This is a genomic window from Micromonospora sp. ANENR4 (assembly GCF_015354395.1).
Lineage (GTDB): Bacteria > Actinomycetota > Actinomycetes > Mycobacteriales > Micromonosporaceae > Micromonospora > Micromonospora aurantiaca.
Window position 1 is genome coordinate 253,274 of sequence record NZ_JADKYQ010000004.1, and the last position, 20,745, is coordinate 274,018.

The following is a 20,745-nucleotide window of genomic DNA, read 5'->3' on the forward strand; positions in this document are numbered from 1 at the left end:
CGCGCTCGGGGTTCCGGCCCCGCAGGCGTCCCGCCCGGCCCCACGTGACCCGTGCGGCCGGGCGGGGCGTCCCGGCGCCCCGCCACGAGAAAGAGAATCCATGCTGACCGTCCTGAACCTGGTCGCACGACGATTCCTGACGCTGATCCCCCTGGTGCTGGGCATCACGCTCTTCGTCTTCGTGATCATGCAGTTCTCCCCGATCGACCCGGCGTTGTCCGTCCTCGGTGACCAGGCCACGCCGGCGCAGGTCGAGGCGTTCCGCGCCGCCAACGGCCTGAACGACCCGCTGCCGCTGCGCTACCTGCACTTCCTCGGCGACCTCGTCCGCGGCGACCTCGGCATGACGTTCCCGCCGTCGGTCCCGGTCGCCGAGAAGATCGCCATGGCGCTGCCGCTGACCATCCAGCTCACCGCGCTCGGCGTCGTCGGCGCGCTCGTCATCGCGCTGGCGCTCGGCATCCCGGCCGCCCTGTACCGGGACCGCTGGCCCGACCAGGTCATCCGGATCGTCTCCATGGCCGGCATCGCCACGCCCTCGTTCTGGCTGGCCCTGCTGTTCATCCAGGAGTTCTCGGTCCGCCGGCCGATCTTCCCGACCGGCGGCTACGTCAACCCCGCCGACTCGGTCGGTCTGTGGTTGCAGTCGCTGGCCATGCCCGCGCTGGCGCTTGCCGTACCGGTCGGCTGCTCGCTGGCCCGGATCGTCCGGACGTCGATGGTCGAGGAACTCGACAAGGACTACGTCCGCACCGCGATCGGCGCCGGACTGCCGCCGCGCGTGGTGATCGGCCGCAACGTGCTGCGCAACGCGCTGGTCAACCCGCTCACCGCGCTCGGCCTGCGGATCGGCTACCTGATCGGCGGCACCGTCGTCATCGAGGCGATCTTCTCGCTGCCCGGCATGGGCACCCAGATCATGAGCGCCGTCCAGCAGAACGACACCGCGCTGGCCCAGGGCACCGTGCTGACCATCGCGCTGTGCTTCGTCCTGGTGAACCTGGTCGTCGACATCCTCTACCTCTTCGCCAACCCCCGACTGCGCGGAGGCCACTGATGCGCCGGTCCCTCACCACGCGGCTGTCCCGCCCCGGCATGGCCTTCGCCCGGCTCGGTCTCGCGGCCCGGTTCGCGCTCGGCTTCGTCGCGCTCATCGTCGTCGTCGGCGTGCTCGCCCCGCTGCTGCTGCGTCACGACCCCACCCAGACCGGGCTCGGACCGGCGCTGACCGGCCCGAACGGTGACTTCTGGTTCGGTCTGGACAAGCTCGGCCGGGACGTCTTCTCCCGGCTGGTCGCCGGCACCCGGCGCTCCCTGATCGTCGGGTTCGGCGCGGCCGGCATCGCGCTGGTGCTCGGCGCGATCCTCGGCGCGATCGCCGGCAGTAGCCGGACCGTCGTCGACGAGATCATCATGCGCTGCCTCGACGTGGTGATGGCCTTCCCCACGATCGTGCTCTCCGCGCTGCTGATCATCTCGTTCGGCAAGAACAGCCTGCTGGTCCTCGTCATCGCGATCGGCTTCGTGTTCACCCCGTCGGTCGCGCGCATCGTCCGCGCCAACGTGCTGTCCCAGTACGGCGAGGACTACGTGGCCGCCGAGCGGATCATCGGCGCCCGGCGGCCGCACATCCTCTGGCGGCACGTCCTGCGCAACTGCGCCGCCCCGATCCTGGTCTTCGTCACCGTCATGGTGGCCGACGCGATCGTCTTCGAGGCGTCGCTGTCCTTCATCGGCGGCGGCCTCGCCCCGCAGGAGGCGGCCTCCTCGTGGGGCTCGGTGATCGCGTTCGGCAAGGAGATGGTGCAGATCGGCGGCTGGTGGGCCACGTTCTTCCCCGGCCTGCTGATCCTGCTCACCGTGCTGGCGCTCAACGTGCTCTCCGAGGGCATGTCCGACGCGTGGGCCGCCCCGGCCGCGCGCCGTGCCACGTCCACCACCAGCGGCGACGCGCTGGAGCAGGCGAAGCCCGGCACCGGCGAGGTGGTCGAGCTGCCGGGCCTCGCCGAGGCGGCGCGGCGGCTGCGCGAACGCGCCCGCCCGCTGCCGCAGGGCAAGCCGGTCCTTCAGGTCAGCGACCTGTCCATCGGCTTCGAGGGCCGCCACCGCGGCGTGGACATCGTCGACGGGCTCTCCTTCGACGTCCGCCCCGGCGAGGTCGTCGGCCTGGTGGGGGAGTCCGGCTCGGGCAAGTCGCTCAGCGTCCTGGCGGTGATGGGCCTGCTGCCGCAGGGCGCCCGGGTACGTGGCGAGATCCGCTTCCAGGACACGAACCTGCTGAAGCTGAACGCCAAGGGCCGCCGTGCCCTGATGGGGCGCGAGATCGCCATGGTCTACCAGGACGCGCTGTCGGCGCTGAACCCGGCGCTGCGCGTCGGCGCCCAGCTCGCCCAGATGATCCGCCGCGGCGGCACCCGCTCGGCCGAGGAGCTCATGCGGCTGGTCGGGCTGGACCCGCAGCGCACGCTCGCCGCGTACCCGCACGAGCTGTCCGGCGGGCAGCGGCAGCGCGTGGTGATCGCCATGGCGCTGTCCCGCGATCCGAAGCTGATCATCGCGGACGAGCCGACCACCGCGCTCGACGTCACGGTGCAGGCCCAGGTGATGAAGCTGCTGCTGGACCTGCGCGAGCGGCTCGGCTTCGCCCTCATCCTGGTCAGCCACGACCTCGCCCTGGTCAGCGACGTCTGCGACCGGGTCGTGGTGATGTACGGCGGCCAGATCGTGGAGACCGGCGTGACCGCCGACGTGATGGAGGCGCCCGCCCACCACTACGCCCGCGGCCTGCTCGGTTCCGTCCTGTCCCTGGAGACCGGCGCGGAACGGCTCACCCAGATCCGCGGCGTGGTGCCGTCACCGGCCGACTTCCCGAAGGGCTGCCGGTTCTCCGACCGCTGCCCGATGGCGACCGAGATCTGCCGGGGCACCGCGCCCGCCCTGGAGGGCACGGACGGCCACGGGTACGCCTGCCACCACCCCGCCGTCACCGTCAGCGAGAAGGAGCCGGCCCGATGAGCGCCACCGCCGAGCACCGGCCGATCGCCGAGCTGAGCGACGTGCACGTGGTGCACGCCGCGCGCGGCGGCGGCATGTTCAGCCGGGAGAAGGTCTACGCGCTCACCGGCGCCGACCTGGTCATCCGGGCCGGCGAGACGGTCGGCATCGTGGGCGAGTCCGGCTGCGGCAAGTCGACGCTGGCAAAGGTGCTCGTCGGCCTGCAACGACCGACCGCCGGCACGGTGTCGTTCGCCGGCAAGGACGTGTGGTCGATGAGCACGGCCGAGCGGCGCGAGCACATCGGCGCGGGCGTCGGCATGATCTTCCAGGACCCGGCCACCTCGCTGAACCGCCGGATGCCGGTACGCGACATCCTGCGCGACCCGCTCGACGTGCACCGCCGGGGCACCCGGCAGCAGCGCGAGCAGCGGGTGACCGAGCTGATGGCCCTGGTGGGCCTGCCCCGCTCGGTCGCCGACGTGCTGCCCAGCCAGCTCTCCGGCGGGCAGCGCCAGCGGGTGTCCATCGCCCGCGCGCTGGCCCTGGAACCGGGACTGGTCATCGCCGACGAGCCGACGAGCGCGCTCGACGTGTCGGTCCGGGCCCAGATCCTCAACCTGCTGCTGGACCTCAAGGACCGGCTCGGGCTGGCGATGGTGCTGGTGTCGCACGACATCCAGACCGTCAAGCGGGTCAGCGACCGGGTCGTCACCATGTACCTGGGCCGCATCGTCGAGCAGACGCCCGCCGCCCTGCTGCCCGAGGGCGGCCGGCACCCGTACACCAGGGCCTTGTTCTCGGCCACGCCGGGCCTGCTGTCACCGATCGAGCCCATCCCGCTGGTCGGTCCGGTCCCGTCGGCCACCCGGCCGCCGAGCGGCTGCCCGTTCCGGACCCGCTGCTGGGCCGCCACCGACGGCTGCGCCGTGGACATGCCGGCGCCGCGCCCCGCCGAGGGTGAGGGCCACGAGTTCCGCTGCCACCACCCGGTGCCCGCCGGAACCGCGAACACCGAACTGGTCGCGCTCGCCACCTCGGCGACCGGCCGCACCACATCTGAGTCTGTCGAGGAGAACCTGTGACCACCCCAGCCCCGCGGTTCGCCGGAGTCGTGCCGCCGGCCGTGACCCCCCTGACCGATGAGGGCGAGGTCGACGTCCACTCGCTGGAACGGCTGGTCGAGTGGCTGCTCGACGCCGGCGTCGACGGCATCTTCGCCCTCGGCAGCTCCGGCGAGACGGTCTTCCTCACCGACCGGCAGCGGGACCTGGCCCTGGAGACCATCGTGAAGACCGCCGGCGGCGCCGTGCCGGTCATCGCCGGCTGTATCGAACCCACCACCCGCCGGGTCGTGGAGCGCGCCGAGGCGTCCACCCGGCTGGGCGCGGACGGCCTGGTCGTGACCGCGCCGTTCTACGCCATCGTCGGCCCGCACGAGATCGAGCGGCACTTCCGGGCCGTCGCCGCGGCGGTCGAGCTTCCGCTGCTGGCGTACGACATCCCGGTCTGCGTGCACAGCAAGCTCTCCGTCGACCTGCTGACCCGGCTCGCCGCCGACGGCGTGCTGGCGGGCGTCAAGGACTCCAGCGGCGACGACGTCGCGTTCCGCCAGCTCGCGCTGGCCGTCGCCGAGCACGCGCCGGAGCGCGACTTCAGCCTGCTCACCGGCCACGAGGTGGTGGTCGACGCGATGATGCTCGCCGGTGGCTCCGGCTCGGTGCCCGGACTGGGCAACGTGGACCCGGCCGGGTACGTGCGGCTGCACCGCGCCTGCGTGGCGGGCGACTGGACCGCCGCCCGCCGGGAGCAGGACCGCCTGACCCGGCTGTTCCGCATCGTCGACGCGGCCGACCCGGCCACCTCGGCGGGCGCCACCCGGGGCGTCGGCGCGTTCAAGACCGCACTGTCCCTGCTCGGCGTCATCGCCGGCAACGCGGTGTCGCTGCCGCTGCGGCCGCTGGACGCGGCCGAGACGGGCCGCGTGCGTACCCAGCTGGAACTGGCCGGGCTGCTCTGACCATGCCCGACGTGAGCACCACCGGTCTGGTCGCCGCGCTCGACATCGGCGGCACCAAGACCACCGCCGCCCTGGTCACCGCCGCCGGAGAGGTCGTGGGCCGGCGCACCGCGCCGACACCTGGTCGCTCCGGTGCTGCCGCGGTGCTCGACACCGCGGCCGGCCTGGTGGAGAAGCTGCGGGCGGACGCGCCGGGCGTCGTACGGGCGCTCGGCGTCGGTAGCGCCGGAGTCATCGACAGCGGCTCCGGCCTGGTGCTGTCCGCCACCGACGTGCTGACCGGGTGGACCGGCACGGACCTGCGCGGCGACCTGAGCCGGCGCCTGGGCGTACCGGTCACCGTGATCAACGACGTGCACGCCCACGCGCTGGGCGAGGCGCGTCACGGCGTCGCGGCCGGCTACGACACGGTGCTCTACGTCGCCGTGGGCACCGGCGTCGGCGCGTCGTTCGTCCTCGGCGACACTGTGCTCACCGGTGCGCACAGCGCGGCCGGGCACGCCGGGCACCAGCCGTCGGCGTACGCCGGAACGCTCGCCTGCACCTGCGGCGGGCGCGGGCACCTGGAGGCGATCGCCGCCGGGCCCGCGCTCACCGCCGAGTACGTCCGGCGTACCGGCCGGGCGGTGGCCGACCTGCGGGCCGTCGCCGCGCTCGCCGCGGACGGCGACGAGACGGCCCGGGATGTCGTCCGGCTGGGCGGCGCGGCTGTCGGTTCCGCCGTCGGCGGCCTGGTCAACGTGCTCGACCCCGCCGCCGTGGTGATCGGCGGCGGCGTCACCGGTCTCGGCGAGCCGTGGTGGCGGGCGCTGCGCGACGCGGTGCCCGCCGAGACACTGCCCGCCCTGGCCGCAGTGCCGGTCCTCGCCTCCACCCTCGGACCCGACGCGCCACTGCTCGGCGCCGCCTCGCTCGCCTGGAAGGTCTCATGAACGCGCTCGTCGACCAGCTCCGTGACCGCCTGGTGGTCTCCTGCCAGGCGTACCCGGGTGAGCCGATGCGCGACCCGGACACCATGCGCCGGGTCGCGCTCGCCACCGCACGCGGCGGCGCCGCCGGCATCCGCGCCCAGGGGCTGGCGGACATCGCGGCGATCCGCGCGGCGGTGGACCTGCCGCTGATCGGGCTCTGGAAGGACGGCGACGACGACATCTTCATCACCCCGACCCTCGAACACGCGCTCGCCGTCGCCGACGCCGGGGCGCACGTCGTCGCGCTCGACGGCACGTCCCGGCCCCGGCCCGACGGCCGTACGCTCGCCGAGACGATCGCCGCCGTGCACGAGCGCACCGGCGCGCTCGTGATGGCCGACTGCTCCACCTTCGACGAGGGCGTGGCCGCCGCCGCTGCCGGCGCCGACCTGGTCGGTACCACGCTCGCTGGCTACACCGCGTACACCACGAAGGGCGACGGGCCGGACCTGGACCTGGTCGCCCGGCTCGCCGCCGCGATCGAGGTCCCGGTGGTCGCCGAGGGACGCATCCACACCCCGGAGCAGGCCGCGCAGGCGCTGCGGGCGGGCGCGTGGACGGTCGTGGTGGGCACTGCCATCACCCACCCGAGCACGATCACCGGCTGGTTCGCCTCGGCCGTGCGGGAGGCCGCGTCGTGCCGCTGACCGACCTCGACCTGGCCGGCTGTCTGGCGTACCGGCCGGAGCTTCACGTGCCGGCGGACCTGGACGCGTTCTGGGCGCGCACGCTCGGCGGCGGCGGCGACCCGGAGCGTGCGGTCTACGAGCCGGTCGACACCGGGCTGACCCAGATCCGGACGTACGCCGCCACGATCCCCGGTTTCGGCGGTGAGCCGGTACGCGGATGGCTGCACCTGCCGGCCGGTGCCGACGGGCCGCTGCCCTGCGTGGTCGAGTACCTCGGCTACGGCCGGGGCCGCGGCCTGGCGCACGAGAAGCTGTTCTGGGCCGCGGCGGGGTTCGCGCACCTGATCATGGACAGCCGGGGCCAAGGCTGGAGCGCCGCCACCGGCGGCACGCCCGACCCGCACCCCTACCCGGCCGGCACCGTGCCCGGCTTCCTCACCCGGGGCGTCGACGACCCGGCCGAGCACTACTACCGGCGGCTGATCACCGACGCGGTGCGCTTCGCCGAGGCGGCCCGGCGGCACCCGGCCGTCGACCCCGCCCGGGTAGCGGTGACCGGCTTCAGCCAGGGCGGCGGCCTGGCCCTGGCCGCCGCAGCGCTGTGCCCGGACGTCGTGGCGGTCATGCCGGACGTGCCGTTCCTCTGCGACATCCGCCGGGGCGTGCGCGTCGCCGGCCCGGACAGCCCGTACGCCGAGGTCGTCGAGTACCTCGCGCTGCACCGCGACCGCGCCGACCGGGTGTTCCGCACGCTGTCCTACCTGGACGCCGCCGTGCTCGCGCCGCGCGCGACAGCGCCGGCGCTGTTCTCGATCGCGCTGCGGGACCAGGTCTGCCCGCCGTCGACCTGCTTCGCCGCCTACCACCGCTACGGCGGCGACAAGGACGTGCGGGTGTACGAGTTCAACGACCACGAGGGCGGCGAGGCGGCACACCAGCGCGAACAGCTCACCTGGCTGCGCGCGATCCTGGGCGCCTAACGCGCGCGTTCCACCACGTAGTCGGTCAGCTCCAGCAGGAAACGGCCGTCCTCGCTGTCGGCGGCGGCGCCGAGCGCCCGCTCACCCTCGCGGCGGGCGGCCAGCGCGAGGTCCCGGGCGCTGCGCCGCGCCGACTCCACACAGTCGTACGCGAGCAGTCGCCCGTGCAGCCAGCGCACCTCGGCGTCGGTGCGCTCCGCGCGGGTACGGCTCAGCAGCCGCACGAGCCGTTCGCGTTCCTCCGGTGTGCACCGCCGCATGAAGTCGATCAGGATCAGCGTGCGTTTGCCCTCCCACAGGTCACCGGCGATCTCCTTGCCGTACCGGGCGTAGTCGCCGGTGAGGTTGAGCGCGTCGTCCTGGATCTGGAACGCCGCGCCCAGATACCAGCCGTAGCGGTCGAGCACGTCGACGGCGTTCTCCCGGCCGGTCGCCACGAGGACGCCGGTGCGGCACGGGTAGATGCACGTGTACCAGGACGTCTTCTTCAGGCACATCCGGTAGTAGTCGTCGGCGTCGAGGTCGCACACGTTGTCGCGGATCCAGCCGATCTCGATGGCCTGCCCCTCCAGCGAGTGGCGCATCATCAGCTCGGTCTCGGTGAACAGCCGCCAGGCGATCCCGGAGCCGAGGGCCGCCCGGTTCGCCGCCAGCCGCCGCAACGCCAGCAGGTTCGTCATGTTGCCGACGTTCAGCGCCACGCCCACGCCGTACTCGGCGTGCAGCGTCCGCCCGCCGCGTCGCTGCTCGCTGGAATCCTGGATGTCGTCGTGGATGAGGAAGGCGTTGTGGAACAGCTCCACCGTCACTGCGGCGTTGAGGCCCACCGCGTCGCCGCCGCCGAACGCCCGGCACGTGGCCAGGCACAGCGCGGCGCGCAGCCCCTTGCCCCACCGGCGCGGATACTCCGCGACCAGGTCGTAGAGGTAGCGCGGGCCGCCGTCGGGCACGTCGTCGAGCAGCGCGCCGAGGGCGAGCCCGCGATAGCGCTCCAGCATCCGTTCCACGTGCCCGCCGGCCACCCCGGTGGGCGGCGCCATCGCGCGGCTACCGGTCCGTCGGCCGCTTCGGGGCCGGCGACGCCAGCCGGTCCGCGAGGCCGTTTGCCACCTCGGGCGCCAGCCGCGCCAGATTGAGTACGGTGTCCAGCGCGTCGTGCGCGTCCGACGTGTACCGCCGGATCACCTCGCCGCGCTGGTCGTCGGCCATCTTCAGTTGCCCGACCACGGTGTCGATCAGGGCGTGCCCGTCGGTGCGGACCCGGGCGACGAGTTCGTCGAACGCCTCCGGGTCCACGCGCCGGCTCTCGGTCAGCTTCTCCTCGAGCCGCCGGGCGCCGGCCAGCCCCGCCGCGAGTTCCTCCTCCAGCACCGTGGCCGCGTGGGTCACGGTCTCCGAGGTCTCCTCGGCCACCTTCTCGAAGCGCTCGTTCGTGCGCTCACGCTCCACGTTCTCCATGCGGCGGAGTCTCCACCCGGCTCCGGGCGCCGGGCTAGGCATGTGTCGCGATGGTGACTGACGGTAATGACCGCAGGTGGTGGTCAGGGGTGTCGGCGCGAGCGCCGGGTCAGGACCAGACCGGCGACCAGGAGCACGCCGAGGGTCACGGCGGCGAGCCCGATCGAGGTGATGGTGACCATGCCACTGCCGGTCACCGGCAACGGTGGGATCGGCTTGGGCGGCCCCGGCTTGGGTGGCTTCGGTGTGGGCGGTTCCGGTGTCGGCGGTGTCGGGGTGGGCTGCACCGGCCCGGCGACGACGACTGTGGCCGAGCAGCTCGGGGTGCAGCCCGGGTCGGTGGCGCCTTCGGGTGGTGTGACTGTGGTGGTGTTCGTGAGGTCTCCGGTGGTGTCGGCGGGCACGGTTCCGGTGATCGTGTAGGTGAGCGTGCCGCCCGCGAGGACGGTCACCGTGTCGGCGATGTTGCCGGTGCCGGAGGTGGTGCAGGTGCTGCCGGTGGACGCCGCACACGTCCAGGTGAAGCCGGGCAGCGGCAGGGTATCGGTGACCGTGGTGCCGACGGCGTCGGACGGGCCGCCGTTGGTGACGGTGACCGTGTAGGTCAGGGGAGTACCCGGCACGTACGGGCTGGGTGCCGCCGCCTTGGTCACCGCCAGGTCGACGGTCGGCCGGCCCGGGGTCACGACCGTCGCCGTGCAGTTCGGCGTGCAGCCGGGATCGGAGACACCCTCGGGCGGGGTCACGGTGGTGGTGTTGGTGAGGTCGCCGGTGGTGCCTGCGGGTACGGTCCCGCTGATCGTGTAGGTGAGCGTGCCGCCGGCGAGCACGGTGACGGTGTCGGCGAGTTCCCCGCTGCCGGAGGCGGTGCACGTGCTGCCGGTGGACGCCGCGCAGGTCCAGGTGAAGCCGGGCAGCGGGAGCGTGTCCGTGACTGTGGCGCCGACGGCGTCGGACGGCCCGCCGTTGGTGACGGTGACCGTGTACGTCAGCGACGCCCCCGGCACGTACGGGTCAGGGGTTGCCGTCTTGGTGACGGCCAGGTCGACGGCGGGTGCCGCCGGGGTCACCACCGTCGCGGTGCAGGTGGGCGTGCAGCCGGGGTCGGAGACCCCGTCGGGTGGGGTGACCGTCGCGGTGTTCGTGAGGTCGCCGGTGGTGCTCGACGGCACGGTCCCGCTGACCGTGTACGTGAGCGTCCCGCCCGCGAGCACGGTCACGGTGTCGCTGATGTCCCCGGTGCCGGAGGCGGTGCACGTGCTGCCGGTGGACGCCGCGCAGGTCCAGGTGAACCCGGGCGCCGGCAGGGGATCGGTGACGGTGGCGCCGACGGCGTCGGACGGCCCGCCGTTGGTGACCGTGACGGTGTACGTCAGCGGTGCGCCCGGCACGTACGGGTTCGGGCTCGCCGTCTTCGTCACGGCCAGGTCGACGGTGGGGATGACCTGGAGCGTGGCGGAGCCGGGCGGGTTGATCCCGAGGATCGTCGGGAAGTTGCTCTCACAGCCGGGGATCGGCGTGCCGTCCGGCCCGGCGCATCCGGTGTTCGTGTACGAGCCGACCACGTCCGCGGTCACCTCGACGGAGACGGTGCAGGACGCGACGCCCAGGCCGATGTCGCCGTCGAAGACCACGGAGGTCGCGCCGGCTGCCGCGGTCACCGTGGCGTCCGAGCAGGTGGTGTTGTTCACCCCGGTCGCGGTCACGCCTGCGGGAAGCTCGTCGGTGAAGCTCATCCCGTTCTTGGCCTGCAGGTCGTCGGTGTTGGTGACGGTGAACGTCAGGGTGGACGTCTGCCCCTGCCCGATGGTGGCCGGGCCGAACGCCTTGTCCAGTTGCGGGGTCACGTCGACGATCTGGGGGAGGTCGAACGCCACGTCGTTGCCGACGCCCGTGGCGGTGGCGTTGTAGAGACGCAGGCCCAGCGTCGGGGTGTCGTCGACCGGGAGTTGGATCGCCGTGGACTGGAGCTTCGCGATGTAGGTGCCGTTGATCACCACCGCGCTGGGATCCGTGCAGGGGTTGAGACCCTCGGCGAGGACCGTCGGCACCTCGTTGAGCATCAGCTCGAACCGCTCGCTGGCCCGCGCGGTACCCGGGACCTGGCAGTTCGTCTCCGCGAAGATCGCCGAGACGGCGTAGAAGTGGCCGCCGACCGCCGGGATGGTGTTGCTGTCGGTGTCGAACTGGTAGCCGGCGGCCTGCACTCCGCCGATCCCGTTGGAGAACTCGGTGAGGGCCTGGTTCGTCGTCGCCTCCTCGTCATTCTGGCCCTGGAAGACCCCCATGTCGTGGACCATCTGGCCGATCGTGGTCCAGGCGCGGCTGCGGGCGCACTGGTCGTTGTCGGTCACGGGCGGGTCGCCGCCGTTGGGCGGGAGCGGTGACGTCTGCCGCATGATCCAGCCGTTGCAGGCTCCGGCGCCGGGGCTCCACGCCGGGTCCGCCGTGTACGTCTCGCTGTCCGCGCCGCTGCCTCCCGGCCCCGGCACGTACACCGAACCGGGTGATCCGGTGTAGGAACCGATGCGGATCGGCGCGTCGACCGCGCTCTCGTTGGAGAAGTCCTCGGTGAAGATGGGAGTGCCGGGCTGGGGCACTCCTGGCTGGCCGGGAACGGTGGCCGAGGCGGGCGGGGGCGAGACCACCACCGCGAACGTCGACGACGACGCCAGCACGGCGAGCACCGCCAGCGCCGACGCAGGTCGCCACCATCCCTTGTGAACCATCTTCCTCTTCCCCCGTTGTGGCTGGTCGGAGCCGGAAGGCCTCGACGCTCACAGCGGTAAAGGTGCCAGGTCATTGCCCCTTAAGTCCGTCTTTTCATGATTCCTGCGTCCGCTCACGGCGGTCGGCCGGCTGGGTACGGGTACTCAGCGCAGTACCGTCCCGTCGCTCATGTGTCCGCGTCGCGGCGTCGACAGGATGCTTCTCATGGCCGAGACGCTGCACCGACACGCCGCTGCACGTACCGTCGACACGCCGTTGCCCGCCGAGGCCGCGCTGGCCCCCGCCGGCCGCGCGGTCGCCGCGCTGGCCCGGCTCGTCGCCCACCACCCCGCCGGCTGGCGCTGGCTGGCCCGGCGCCACCACCCGGTCCTCGACCGCCTCGCCGCCGCGAACGCGCGGTCGACCTGCGTGCGGGCGGCCCGGCGGGTGCCCGCCTACCAGGCGTTCCTGCGGGCCCGCCCGGGCGGCCTGCGCCGCCGGCTGCGGGACTTCCCGGAGACCGACAAGCGCGGGTACGTCATGGCGTACGACGCCTCGGCCCGGTGCCGGAACGGGCGGATGCCGGAGCGCGGCGTGGTGGTCGACGAGTCGGCCGGATCGTCCGGGCGGCCCTTCAACTGGCCCCGCGGCGAGCGGGAGCTGCGGGCGGTGCACCGCGACATCGCCGGCTACACCGGACTGGCGTTCCCGATGCGCCGCCCGTTCGTCATCAACGCGTACTCGATGGGCGCCTGGGCGACCGGCACCACCACCGGCGCGGCGATGGCCCGGATCGCCACGGTGAAGAACACCGGCCCGGACCTCGGGAAGATCGTCGACACGCTGCGCGAGTTCGGTCCCGGCCACGACTACCTGGTGACCGCGTACCCACCGTTCCTCAAGCACCTGCGGGACCGGCTCGACGCCGAGGACTTTCCGTGGTCGCGGTACCGGATCTTCGCCAGCTGCGGCGGCGAGGGCATGACCGAGGCGCTGCGCGACTACCTGGAACAGCGGTTCGTGCGGGTGCGGTCGGCGTACGGGGCGTCGGACCTGACCATCGGCATCGGTGCGGAGACCCGGTTCACGGTGTGGCTGCGGCGACGGCTGCGTACCGACGCGGGACTGCGCGCGGAACTGCTTGGCCGCGGCGAGCAGCGGCTGCCGATGGTGTTCCAGTACAACCCGTTCGCCACCTACCTGGAGACGAACGAGCGGCGGGAACTGCTCTGCACCGTGACGAGCCCGCACGTGCTCCAGCCCCGGCTGCGCTACAACGTGGGCGACGAGGCGCTGCTGGTGCCGTACCGGCGGATCGTCGAGCTGGCCCACGCCGACCCGGTACGCCGCGCCGAGTTCCGTACCGCGGTGGCCGAGGAGCGGATGACGCTGCCGTTGCTGCTGCTGTTCGGCCGCAGCGACTCCACGGTGTCCTACCTGGGCGCGAACCTCTACCCGCAGGACGTCGAGTACGGCCTCTACACCGGGAACCCGTACGCCCCCGAGATCAACAGGTTCTGTCTCTCACTGCACGAGGACGCGGCGCTGGAGACCCGGCCGGTGATCCACGTCGAGCTGCGCCGCCCGCTGGACGGCGCGGCCCGCGCCGCGCTCGCCGACGCGTGCCGCGACGGGGTACGCGCGCACCTGACCTCGGTGTCGCGGGACTTCGCGCAGTCCCTGGTGGAGGACCCGACCGCCGGTGACCTGCGGGTGGAGCTGCACGAACCGGACGGCGGCCCGTTCGCCGGCATGCAGAAGATCAAGAACGTCTACCTGGTGAGGTGAACGATGCGTACCCGTGACTTCTCCCGCGCCCCGGCCCAGGCCCGCGCCGGCGCCATGTTCATCGGCGGCACCCGGTACGCGAACCCGCTGGTGCTGCTGCGCCTGGCCCCCGACTGGATCCGGATGGTGCGCGACATGCGCCGGATGTCCGGCTACTGCTGGCACACCGTCTACTGGCAGTTCCCGCTGACGCTCGGCACCATCGCGTTCTTCACCGACCGGGACGCGCTGCTGCGCTTCGCCCGGACCCGGCACCACCGCAGGCTGATGATGTGGCTGACCGACGGCAACCGCAACGCCACCGCCGGGTTCATCCGGCTCTACACCGCCTCCCCGGACGGCTACTCAAACGGCGCGTGGCGGGCCGAGGACGGCGCGATGGGCCACATCGAGCGGTTCACGCCGCTGGGCGCGGAGACGACCGGACCGGCGGTGCGCCGGTGACCGGCCACCGGTTCGAGCGCGTCACCGGCCGGCGCGGCCTGCGCGACTTCCTCACCCTCACCGACCGGCTGTACGCGGACGAGCCCCGGTACGTGCCGACGCCCCGGCAGCAGATCCGCCGCTGGTGGCGCGACGGCGTGCCGATGTACGTGCTGCGTGACACCACCGGCACCGTGGCCGGGCGGACCACGCTGCACACCGACGCGGACCTCGACGCGAAGCTGGGCCGCCGGTGCCAGCTGTTCGGGCTCACCGAGTTCACCGCGTCCGCCGCCGGGCCGCTGTTCGACGCGATCACCACGCACGCCACACCCGGCCGGGACCTGCTGCTCGGGCCGGTGGCGCTGCTGCCCAACCAGGCCGGCGGCGTGATCACCTCCGGGTACGCCGACCGGGGTTTCGTGGACAGCGCGTGGAACCCGTCGTACTACCCGGACGCGTACGAGGAGAACGGGTTCACCGGGCGGTTCGTCTCCGACACCTGGATCTGCCCGGTGCCGCCACCGACCGGACCGCCGCCCGCGCTGGGCGTCCAGCCCGACGGCGCGCGGCTGGACCTGCACCACGGGGACACCCGGCGGCTCGACGAACAGCTCGACCTGCTGCGCGGGATGCTCAACGACTCCTTCGCCCAGCTCGGCTACTACACGCCGATCTCGGCGGCGCAGCTGCGGCGGCAGACCGACGGGCTGGCGTACCTGCTGGACGAGTCGCTGCTGCTCTACCTGACCCGCGACGGGCGGCCGGTGGCGTTCGTGCTCTGCGTGCCGGACATCAGCGACTTCCTGGTTGCTGTGCGCGGCGACCTGAACCCGGTCAACCAGTTCCTGCTGCTGGCGACCCGCCGCCGGTACCGCCGGGAGGCGGTGCTGATCGTCAAGGGCGTGGTGCCGGAGTTCCAGGGGCGCGGCTACCAGCGGTTGCTCTCCGCGCACCTGCACCGCAACCTGCACGACGGCGGCTACACGGCGCTGCGCAGCACGTACGTCGGGCGGGACAACCCGGCGTCGGCGGCCCAGTACCGGCGCCTCGGCGGACGCCCGCTGCACGGCTACACGTTCTATGCCAGGGAGCGGTGAGCATGGACCTCGCCGCGTTCCACGCGCTGGAGCCGCTGTGCTGGCGGGCCCCGAGCGCGCACAACACCCAGCCGTGGCGGCTGCGCTACGAGCGTTGGGCGATCACCGTCGGCTGGGACCCGGCCGACGCGCTGCCGGCGGGTGACCCGACCGGCCGGGACCTGCGGCTGTCGCTGGGCGCGTTCGTGGAGACCTGCCTGATCGTCGCGGCCGACGCGGGGCTGCGGCTGGACTGGGCCGCCGACCACGACGAGTCCGACCGTCGGGTGGGGCGGCTGCGTCCGGCACGGCAGCCGTACCGGACGCCGTTCCGCACCGCCGACGTGTGGGACCGGCGTACCCACCGGGGCCGGTTCACCGGCGGCCCGGACGCCGACGTGGTCGCGGCCGTGGACGCGGTTGCCCGCCGGGCCGGTGGCGCGGTCCGCGCGGTGCCGGCGGCCGGGCGGCTGCGCGCGCTGCTGCGCACTGCCGACCGGCACGTGTACGCCGACCCGGCGGTGGTCGCGGAGCTGCGCCGCTGGCTGCGCCTGGACCGGTCGGGCCCGCGCTACCGGACCGACGGGCTCAGTGACAGGTGCCTCGGGCTGGGCCGGGCCACGGCCACCGGGCTGCGGGCGGCGCTGGCGGCGTACCCGGCGTTGCGCCCGCTGGGGCTGCCCCGGCTGCTCGCCGCCGCGGGCGGTGATCCGCTGGCGCAGGGCGGCGGGGTGCTGGCGCTCGTCGCGCCGCCCGGTCTGGACGCGGCCGGGCAGGTCGAGTTCGGACGCGTGCTGATGCGGATGTGGCTGACGTTGCACACGGCCGGGCTGGCCGCGCACCCGCTCAGTCAGCTCGTCGACGTCGCAGCCACCCGGGACGCGCTCGGCGCGCTGCTGGACGTGGCGCCGGAGCGGATCGTGCACGTGGCCCGGGTGGGCCGGCCGGCCGTCCCCGCGCCCCGTTCGGCCCGGCGAGTGCGCCACGGATCGGATCTGTTAGCGGTAACACCCCTTGACGCAGTGTCACTTCATCCATGAGAGTCCATGTTGGCTGATGTGTCGCCCGGTCGGGAGCCCTGGGCGCGTAGTGGCAGGAATGCGGCGTCCGGGTGCGCGAGCGATGTCTGTTAGCGATAACAGCATCGGCGTGCACTCGGGCCCCGCCCGCTGATCTGCGCGGTTGGGAGCAACCATGTCCGAAGTGACACGACGAAACATCATCAAGGCCACGGCGGCGGGCGCCGGTGCCGCGCTGGTGCCGGCCGCCTGGAGCGCCGCCGCGCGCGCCGGCTCGGCGGCGCCACCACAGGTGCTGGCCGCGAACGACCTTGCCCTCTGGTACGACGAACCGGCCGGCACCGACTGGCTGCGCGCCCTGCCGATCGGCAACGGACGGCTCGGCGCGATGGTGTTCGGCAACGTCGACACCGAGCGGCTCCAGCTCAACGAGGACACCGTCTGGGCCGGCGGCCCGTACGACTCGGCGAACACCAGGGGCGCGGCCAACCTGGCCGAGATCCGGCGTCGCGTCTTCGCCGACCAGTGGACCTCGGCCCAGGACCTGATCAACCAGACCATGATGGGCAGCCCGGGTGGGCAGCTCGCCTACCAGACCGTCGGCGACCTCCGGCTCTCCTTCGGGTCGGCGAGCGGGGCGACCCAGTACAACCGGACGCTCGACCTGACCACCGCCACCGTCACCACCACGTACGTGCTCAATGGTGTGCGGCACCAGCGGGAAGTGTTCGCCAGCGCGCCCGACCAGGTCATAGTGCTCCGGCTGACCGCCGACCGGGCGAACGCGATCACGTTCTCCGCCGCGTTCGACAGCCCGCAGCGGACCACCGTGTCCAGCCCGGACGGCGCGACAGTCGCGCTCGACGGCATCTCCGGCTCGATGGAGGGAGTGAACGGCTCGGTGCGGTTCCTCGCGCTGGCCAACGCCGCCGTCACCGGCGGCACGGTCAGCAGCTCCGGCGGCACGCTGCGGGTGTCCGGCGCCACCAGCGTGACGGTCCTGATCTCGATCGGCACCAGCTACGTCAACTACCGCACCGTCAACGGCGACTACCAGGGCATCGCCCGCAACCGGCTGAACGCCGCCCGGAGCGTCTCCGTCGACCAGCTCCGTTCCCGCCACCGCACCGACTACCAGGCGCTGTTCAACCGGGTCACGATCGACCTGGGCCGTACCGCCGCCGCCGACCAGCCCACCGACGTACGGATCGCGCAGCACGCGAGCACGAACGACCCGCAGTTCGCCGCGCTGCTGTTCCAGTTCGGGCGGTACCTGCTGATCTCCTCGTCGCGGCCGGGCACCCAGCCGGCGAACCTCCAGGGCATCTGGAACGACTCGCTGACGCCGTCCTGGGACTCGAAGTACACGGTGAACGCCAACCTGCCGATGAACTACTGGCCGGCCGACACCACGAACCTGTCCGAATGCTTCCTGCCGGTCTTCGACATGGTCAAGGACCTCACCGTGACCGGCGCGCGGGTCGCCCAGGCGCAGTACGGAGCCGGCGGCTGGGCCACCCACCACAACACCGACGCCTGGCGGGGCGCATCCGTCGTGGACGGCGCGTTCTGGGGCATGTGGCAGACCGGCGGGGCCTGGCTGAGCACGCTCATCTGGGACCACTACCTGTTCACCGGCGACAGCGGATTCCTCCAGGCCAACTACCCGGCGCTCAAGGGCGCCGCCCAGTTCTTCCTCGACACGCTGGTCGCCCACCCGACGCTCGGCTACCTGGTGACGAACCCGTCGAACTCGCCGGAGCTGGCGCACCACGCCAACGCCAGCGTCTGCGCCGGCCCGACGATGGACAACCAGATCCTGCGCGACCTGTTCGACGCCGCGGCCCGGGCCAGCGAGGTGCTCGGCGTCGACGCCACGTTCCGGTCCCAGGTGCGCACCGCCAAGGACCGGCTGCCGCCGAGCCGCGTCGGTTCCCGGGGCAACGTGCAGGAGTGGCTGGCCGACTGGGTGGAGACCGAACGGACCCACAGGCACGTCTCCCACCTGTACGGGCTGCACCCCGGCAACCAGATCACCAGGCGCGGCACCCCGGCGCTGTACGAGGCCGCCCGCAGGACGCTGGAGCTGCGGGGCGACGACGGGACGGGCTGGTCCCTCGCCTGGAAGATCAATTTCTGGGCCCGGCTGGAGGACGGCGCCCGCGCCCACAAGCTCCTGCGCGACCTGGTCCGCACCGACCGGCTCGCGCCGAACATGTTCGACCTGCACCCGCCGTTCCAGATCGACGGCAACTTCGGCGCCACCTCCGGCATCGCCGAGATGCTGCTGCACAGCCACACCGGCGAGCTGCACCTGCTGCCCGCGCTGCCGAGTGCCTGGCCCGCCGGGCAGGTCGCGGGCCTGCGCGGCCGGGGTGGCTACACGGTGGCGCTGACCTGGAGCAGCGGCCAGGCGGACGAGATCACCGTCCGCGCCGACCACGACGGCACGCTGCGCCTGCGGTCCCGCCTGTTCACCGGGAGCTTCACAGTCGCCGACGTCACCGACGGCAGCACACCCGCCACCACCCGGCCGGAGTCCGACGTCGTCGCGCTCACCGTCCGTGCCGGGCACACCTACCGGGCGGCCCGGCCCGGCGTGACGCCGTCGCCGACTGCGACTCCGACGTCCACGCCGTCACCGACTCCGACCCCTACCCCTACCCCTACCCCTACCACCAGCTCGCCGGCGCCGTCCGGCGCGCGTGCCACGTACGCGATCACCGGCTCCTGGTCGGGCGGCTTCCAGGCCGAGGTCACGGTGACCGCCGGCGCCACCGCGATCCGCGGCTGGACGGTCTCCTGGACGTTCCCGAACGGTCAGGTGATCAACCAGATCTGGAGCGGTACGCACACCCAGAACGGCGCGAACGTGACGGTGCGCAACGTCGACTACAACGGCTCGGTGCCGGCCGGCGGTTCCACCACGTTCGGCTTCATCGGCTCGGCGGGCGGCACCAACAACCCGCCGGCGAACCTCACCTGCACGACCAGCTGAGCATCCACGCGCCCCGCCGCGGCCACCCGGCCGGGGCGGGGCGTGCCGCCGGTCAGGCCAGCAGCGTCTCGCGCAGCCGCGCGCCCAGGTTCAGCTCGCCGACCACGCGGGGACCGGCCGGGTCGTACACGGCGATGCGGTGGTTGCGGCGCATCATCTCCCGCACCGCGGGAGGCAGCCGGGGCGGATCGTCCATCGTCGCGAGCACCCGCGCGCCGGTGCCCATCAGCCGCTCCACGAGCGTCGCGCTGTCGGTGTCCACACGCACCCGGCCGAACTCCCAGCCGGCCGTGGTCAGGTCGAGCACCTCGAACAGACGCGTCACGAACGGCTGCGGGTCGGTCACCCGGTCCAGCCGGTCGGCCCGCCCGCCGACCACCGCCACGGCGGCGCTGACCTGCGCGTACGGGTGCAGCCCGCTGGGCAGCGCGCCGAGCGGCCAGCGCAGCGCGGGCCCGGCCTCCTTCCACAGGGGCCGGTAGTTGCGGCGGTGCACCAACAGCCGCCGCCCGGTGCGCCGGAACACCTCCTGCGCCTGGGCCAGCAGGTCGGCGTGGGCCTGATCGGCGGCCTCGCAGACGATCCCGGCGGCCACCACGAGACCGTCGTCATCGGACAGCAGCCGGGTGATCGCGTCAGCCTGCTCCGGGAACCGGAGGCGGGCGTGCGCGCCGTAGGACCGCCGGACGTCCCGCAGCAGCTCCTGCTGACGTGCGGGGTCCAGTTCGACCCGTCCGCCACCGAGCAACCGCTGGAGCCAACCCATCGCGCCTCGCTTCCGTCGCCGTCTGCGGACCGGGCAATGCTAGTTCGTCGGCCGATGCTCGTATGGTGACGGGGTGACCGATCGATCCCTGACCCTGATGGCGGTGCACGCGCACCCCGACGACGAGGCGACCAGCACCGGCGGCGTCCTGGCGCGCTACGCGGCCGAGGGCGTCACCACGGTGCTCGTGACGTGCACCGACGGGGGGTGCGGCGACGGTCCCGGCGGGATCAAGCCGGGCGACCCCGGGCACGACCCGAAGGCCGTGGTCGAGATGCGCCGCGCCGAGCTGGCCGTGAGCTGCGAGGCGCTGAAGGTCACCCACCTGGAGACGCTCGGCTACGGCGACTCCGGGATGATGGGCTGGGCGACGAACGACGCGCCCGGCGCGTTCTGGAACACGCCGGTGTCCGAGGCGGCCGACCGGCTGGCCGAGCTGATCCGGCGCTACCGCCCCGACGTGGTGGTCACCTACGACGAGAACGGCTTCTACGGCCACCCGGACCACATCCAGGCCCACCGCATCACGATGGCCGCCGTCGAGCAGACCGCTATCCCGGCCAAGGTCTACTGGACCACCGTGCCGCGCAGCGCGTTCCAGCAGTTCGGCACCGTCATGCGGGAGATCGGGGTGGAGTTCCCCGAGCCGGAGGCGACCGACGAGATGCCGGCGCTGGGCCTGCCGGACGACGAGATCACCACCTGGGTCGACACCAGCGGATACGGCGGGCAGAAGTTCGCCTCGCTCGCCGCGCACGCCAGCCAGGCGGAGAACATCTTCTTCCTGCGGCTGGGGCAGGAGCGGTTCACCGAGCTGATGGGCATGGAGACGTTCGTGCGGGTGCGGGACACCACCGGCGCCGCCACCCCCGAGGACGACCTGTTCGCCGGGTTGCGCTGACCGGTCGCCG

General features: G+C 73.0%; 17 protein-coding genes. 13 read left to right on the forward strand and 4 right to left on the reverse strand.

Annotation, left to right across the window (positions count from 1 at the left end; genetic code table 11):
- The first annotated feature begins 100 nt into the window (after positions 1-100).
- The 7 genes from IRY44_RS09220 to IRY44_RS09250 are packed head-to-tail and all read left to right on the forward strand — an operon-like array spanning position 101 to position 7,594.
- Positions 101-1,057: an ABC transporter permease gene (locus tag IRY44_RS09220; RefSeq protein WP_013285836.1), complete on the forward strand. Its 957-nt coding sequence runs from the start codon at positions 101-103 to the stop codon at positions 1,055-1,057.
- Complete coding sequence (locus IRY44_RS09225) at positions 1,057-3,015, forward strand: dipeptide/oligopeptide/nickel ABC transporter permease/ATP-binding protein (protein ID WP_194800016.1); 1,959 nt, start codon at positions 1,057-1,059, stop codon at positions 3,013-3,015. The genes IRY44_RS09220 and IRY44_RS09225 overlap by 1 nt, the downstream gene beginning before the upstream one ends.
- A complete protein-coding gene (locus IRY44_RS09230) occupies positions 3,012-4,079 on the forward strand; it encodes an ABC transporter ATP-binding protein (protein WP_194800017.1) in 1,068 nt (355 codons plus the stop codon). Before IRY44_RS09225 ends, IRY44_RS09230 begins: the two co-directional genes overlap by 4 nt.
- Positions 4,076-5,014: a dihydrodipicolinate synthase family protein gene (locus tag IRY44_RS09235; protein ID WP_194800018.1), complete on the forward strand. Its 939-nt coding sequence runs from the start codon at positions 4,076-4,078 to the stop codon at positions 5,012-5,014. Before IRY44_RS09230 ends, IRY44_RS09235 begins: the two co-directional genes overlap by 4 nt.
- A gap of 2 nt (positions 5,015-5,016) precedes the next feature.
- Positions 5,017-5,946: an ROK family protein gene (locus tag IRY44_RS09240; RefSeq protein ID WP_194800019.1), complete on the forward strand. Its 930-nt coding sequence runs from the start codon at positions 5,017-5,019 to the stop codon at positions 5,944-5,946.
- The gene (locus tag IRY44_RS09245; protein WP_194800020.1) at positions 5,943-6,632 is read left to right on the forward strand and encodes an N-acetylmannosamine-6-phosphate 2-epimerase; all 690 of its coding nucleotides are present in this window, start codon (positions 5,943-5,945) and stop codon (positions 6,630-6,632) included. The genes IRY44_RS09240 and IRY44_RS09245 overlap by 4 nt, the downstream gene beginning before the upstream one ends.
- Complete coding sequence (locus IRY44_RS09250) at positions 6,623-7,594, forward strand: acetylxylan esterase (RefSeq protein WP_194800021.1); 972 nt, start codon at positions 6,623-6,625, stop codon at positions 7,592-7,594. The genes IRY44_RS09245 and IRY44_RS09250 overlap by 10 nt, the downstream gene beginning before the upstream one ends.
- Here IRY44_RS09250 and IRY44_RS09255 read toward each other — a convergent pair.
- The 3 genes from IRY44_RS09255 to IRY44_RS09265 form a co-directional block, all read right to left on the reverse strand.
- Positions 7,591-8,634 (reverse strand): polyprenyl synthetase family protein, encoded by a 1,044-nt coding sequence (locus tag IRY44_RS09255; RefSeq protein ID WP_194800022.1) that lies wholly within the window; start codon positions 8,632-8,634, stop codon positions 7,591-7,593. The two genes, IRY44_RS09250 and IRY44_RS09255, sit on opposite strands and share 4 nt — an antisense overlap.
- A gap of 7 nt (positions 8,635-8,641) precedes the next feature.
- Positions 8,642-9,052 (reverse strand): hypothetical protein, encoded by a 411-nt coding sequence (locus IRY44_RS09260; RefSeq protein ID WP_013477142.1) that lies wholly within the window; start codon positions 9,050-9,052, stop codon positions 8,642-8,644.
- 83 nt (positions 9,053-9,135) lie between these two features.
- A complete protein-coding gene (locus IRY44_RS09265) occupies positions 9,136-11,781 on the reverse strand; it encodes a DUF11 domain-containing protein (protein ID WP_194800023.1) in 2,646 nt (881 codons plus the stop codon).
- Positions 11,782-11,986: 205 nt separating this feature from the next.
- Here IRY44_RS09265 and IRY44_RS09270 point away from each other — a divergent pair, with 205 nt between their 5' ends.
- From IRY44_RS09270 to IRY44_RS09290, 5 genes are all read left to right on the forward strand, one after another.
- Entirely contained in the window at positions 11,987-13,549 is a 1,563-nt protein-coding gene (locus IRY44_RS09270; protein WP_194800024.1) for a phenylacetate--CoA ligase family protein, read from the forward strand.
- A gap of 3 nt (positions 13,550-13,552) precedes the next feature.
- On the forward strand, positions 13,553-13,993 hold the full coding sequence (locus tag IRY44_RS09275) for a DUF4188 domain-containing protein (RefSeq protein WP_104114793.1): 441 nt from the start codon (positions 13,553-13,555) through the stop codon (positions 13,991-13,993).
- Positions 13,990-15,072, forward strand: coding sequence for a hypothetical protein (locus tag IRY44_RS09280; RefSeq protein ID WP_194800025.1), 1,083 nt, complete (start codon positions 13,990-13,992; stop codon positions 15,070-15,072). Before IRY44_RS09275 ends, IRY44_RS09280 begins: the two co-directional genes overlap by 4 nt.
- 2 nt (positions 15,073-15,074) lie before the next feature.
- Complete coding sequence (locus tag IRY44_RS09285; RefSeq protein WP_194800026.1) at positions 15,075-16,091, forward strand: nitroreductase; 1,017 nt, start codon at positions 15,075-15,077, stop codon at positions 16,089-16,091.
- A gap of 154 nt (positions 16,092-16,245) precedes the next feature.
- Positions 16,246-19,068, forward strand: a complete 2,823-nt coding sequence (locus tag IRY44_RS09290) for a glycoside hydrolase N-terminal domain-containing protein (protein ID WP_194800027.1) — start codon at positions 16,246-16,248, stop codon at positions 19,066-19,068.
- Between the two features lie 52 nt (positions 19,069-19,120).
- On the opposite strand, the gene IRY44_RS09295 is transcribed toward IRY44_RS09290, so the two are convergent.
- The gene (locus tag IRY44_RS09295; protein ID WP_194800028.1) at positions 19,121-19,834 is read right to left on the reverse strand and encodes a hypothetical protein; all 714 of its coding nucleotides are present in this window, start codon (positions 19,832-19,834) and stop codon (positions 19,121-19,123) included.
- Between the two features lie 73 nt (positions 19,835-19,907).
- Here IRY44_RS09295 and IRY44_RS09300 point away from each other — a divergent pair, with 73 nt between their 5' ends.
- Complete coding sequence (locus tag IRY44_RS09300) at positions 19,908-20,735, forward strand: PIG-L family deacetylase (RefSeq protein ID WP_194800029.1); 828 nt, start codon at positions 19,908-19,910, stop codon at positions 20,733-20,735.
- The last annotated feature ends 10 nt before the right edge of the window (positions 20,736-20,745 follow it).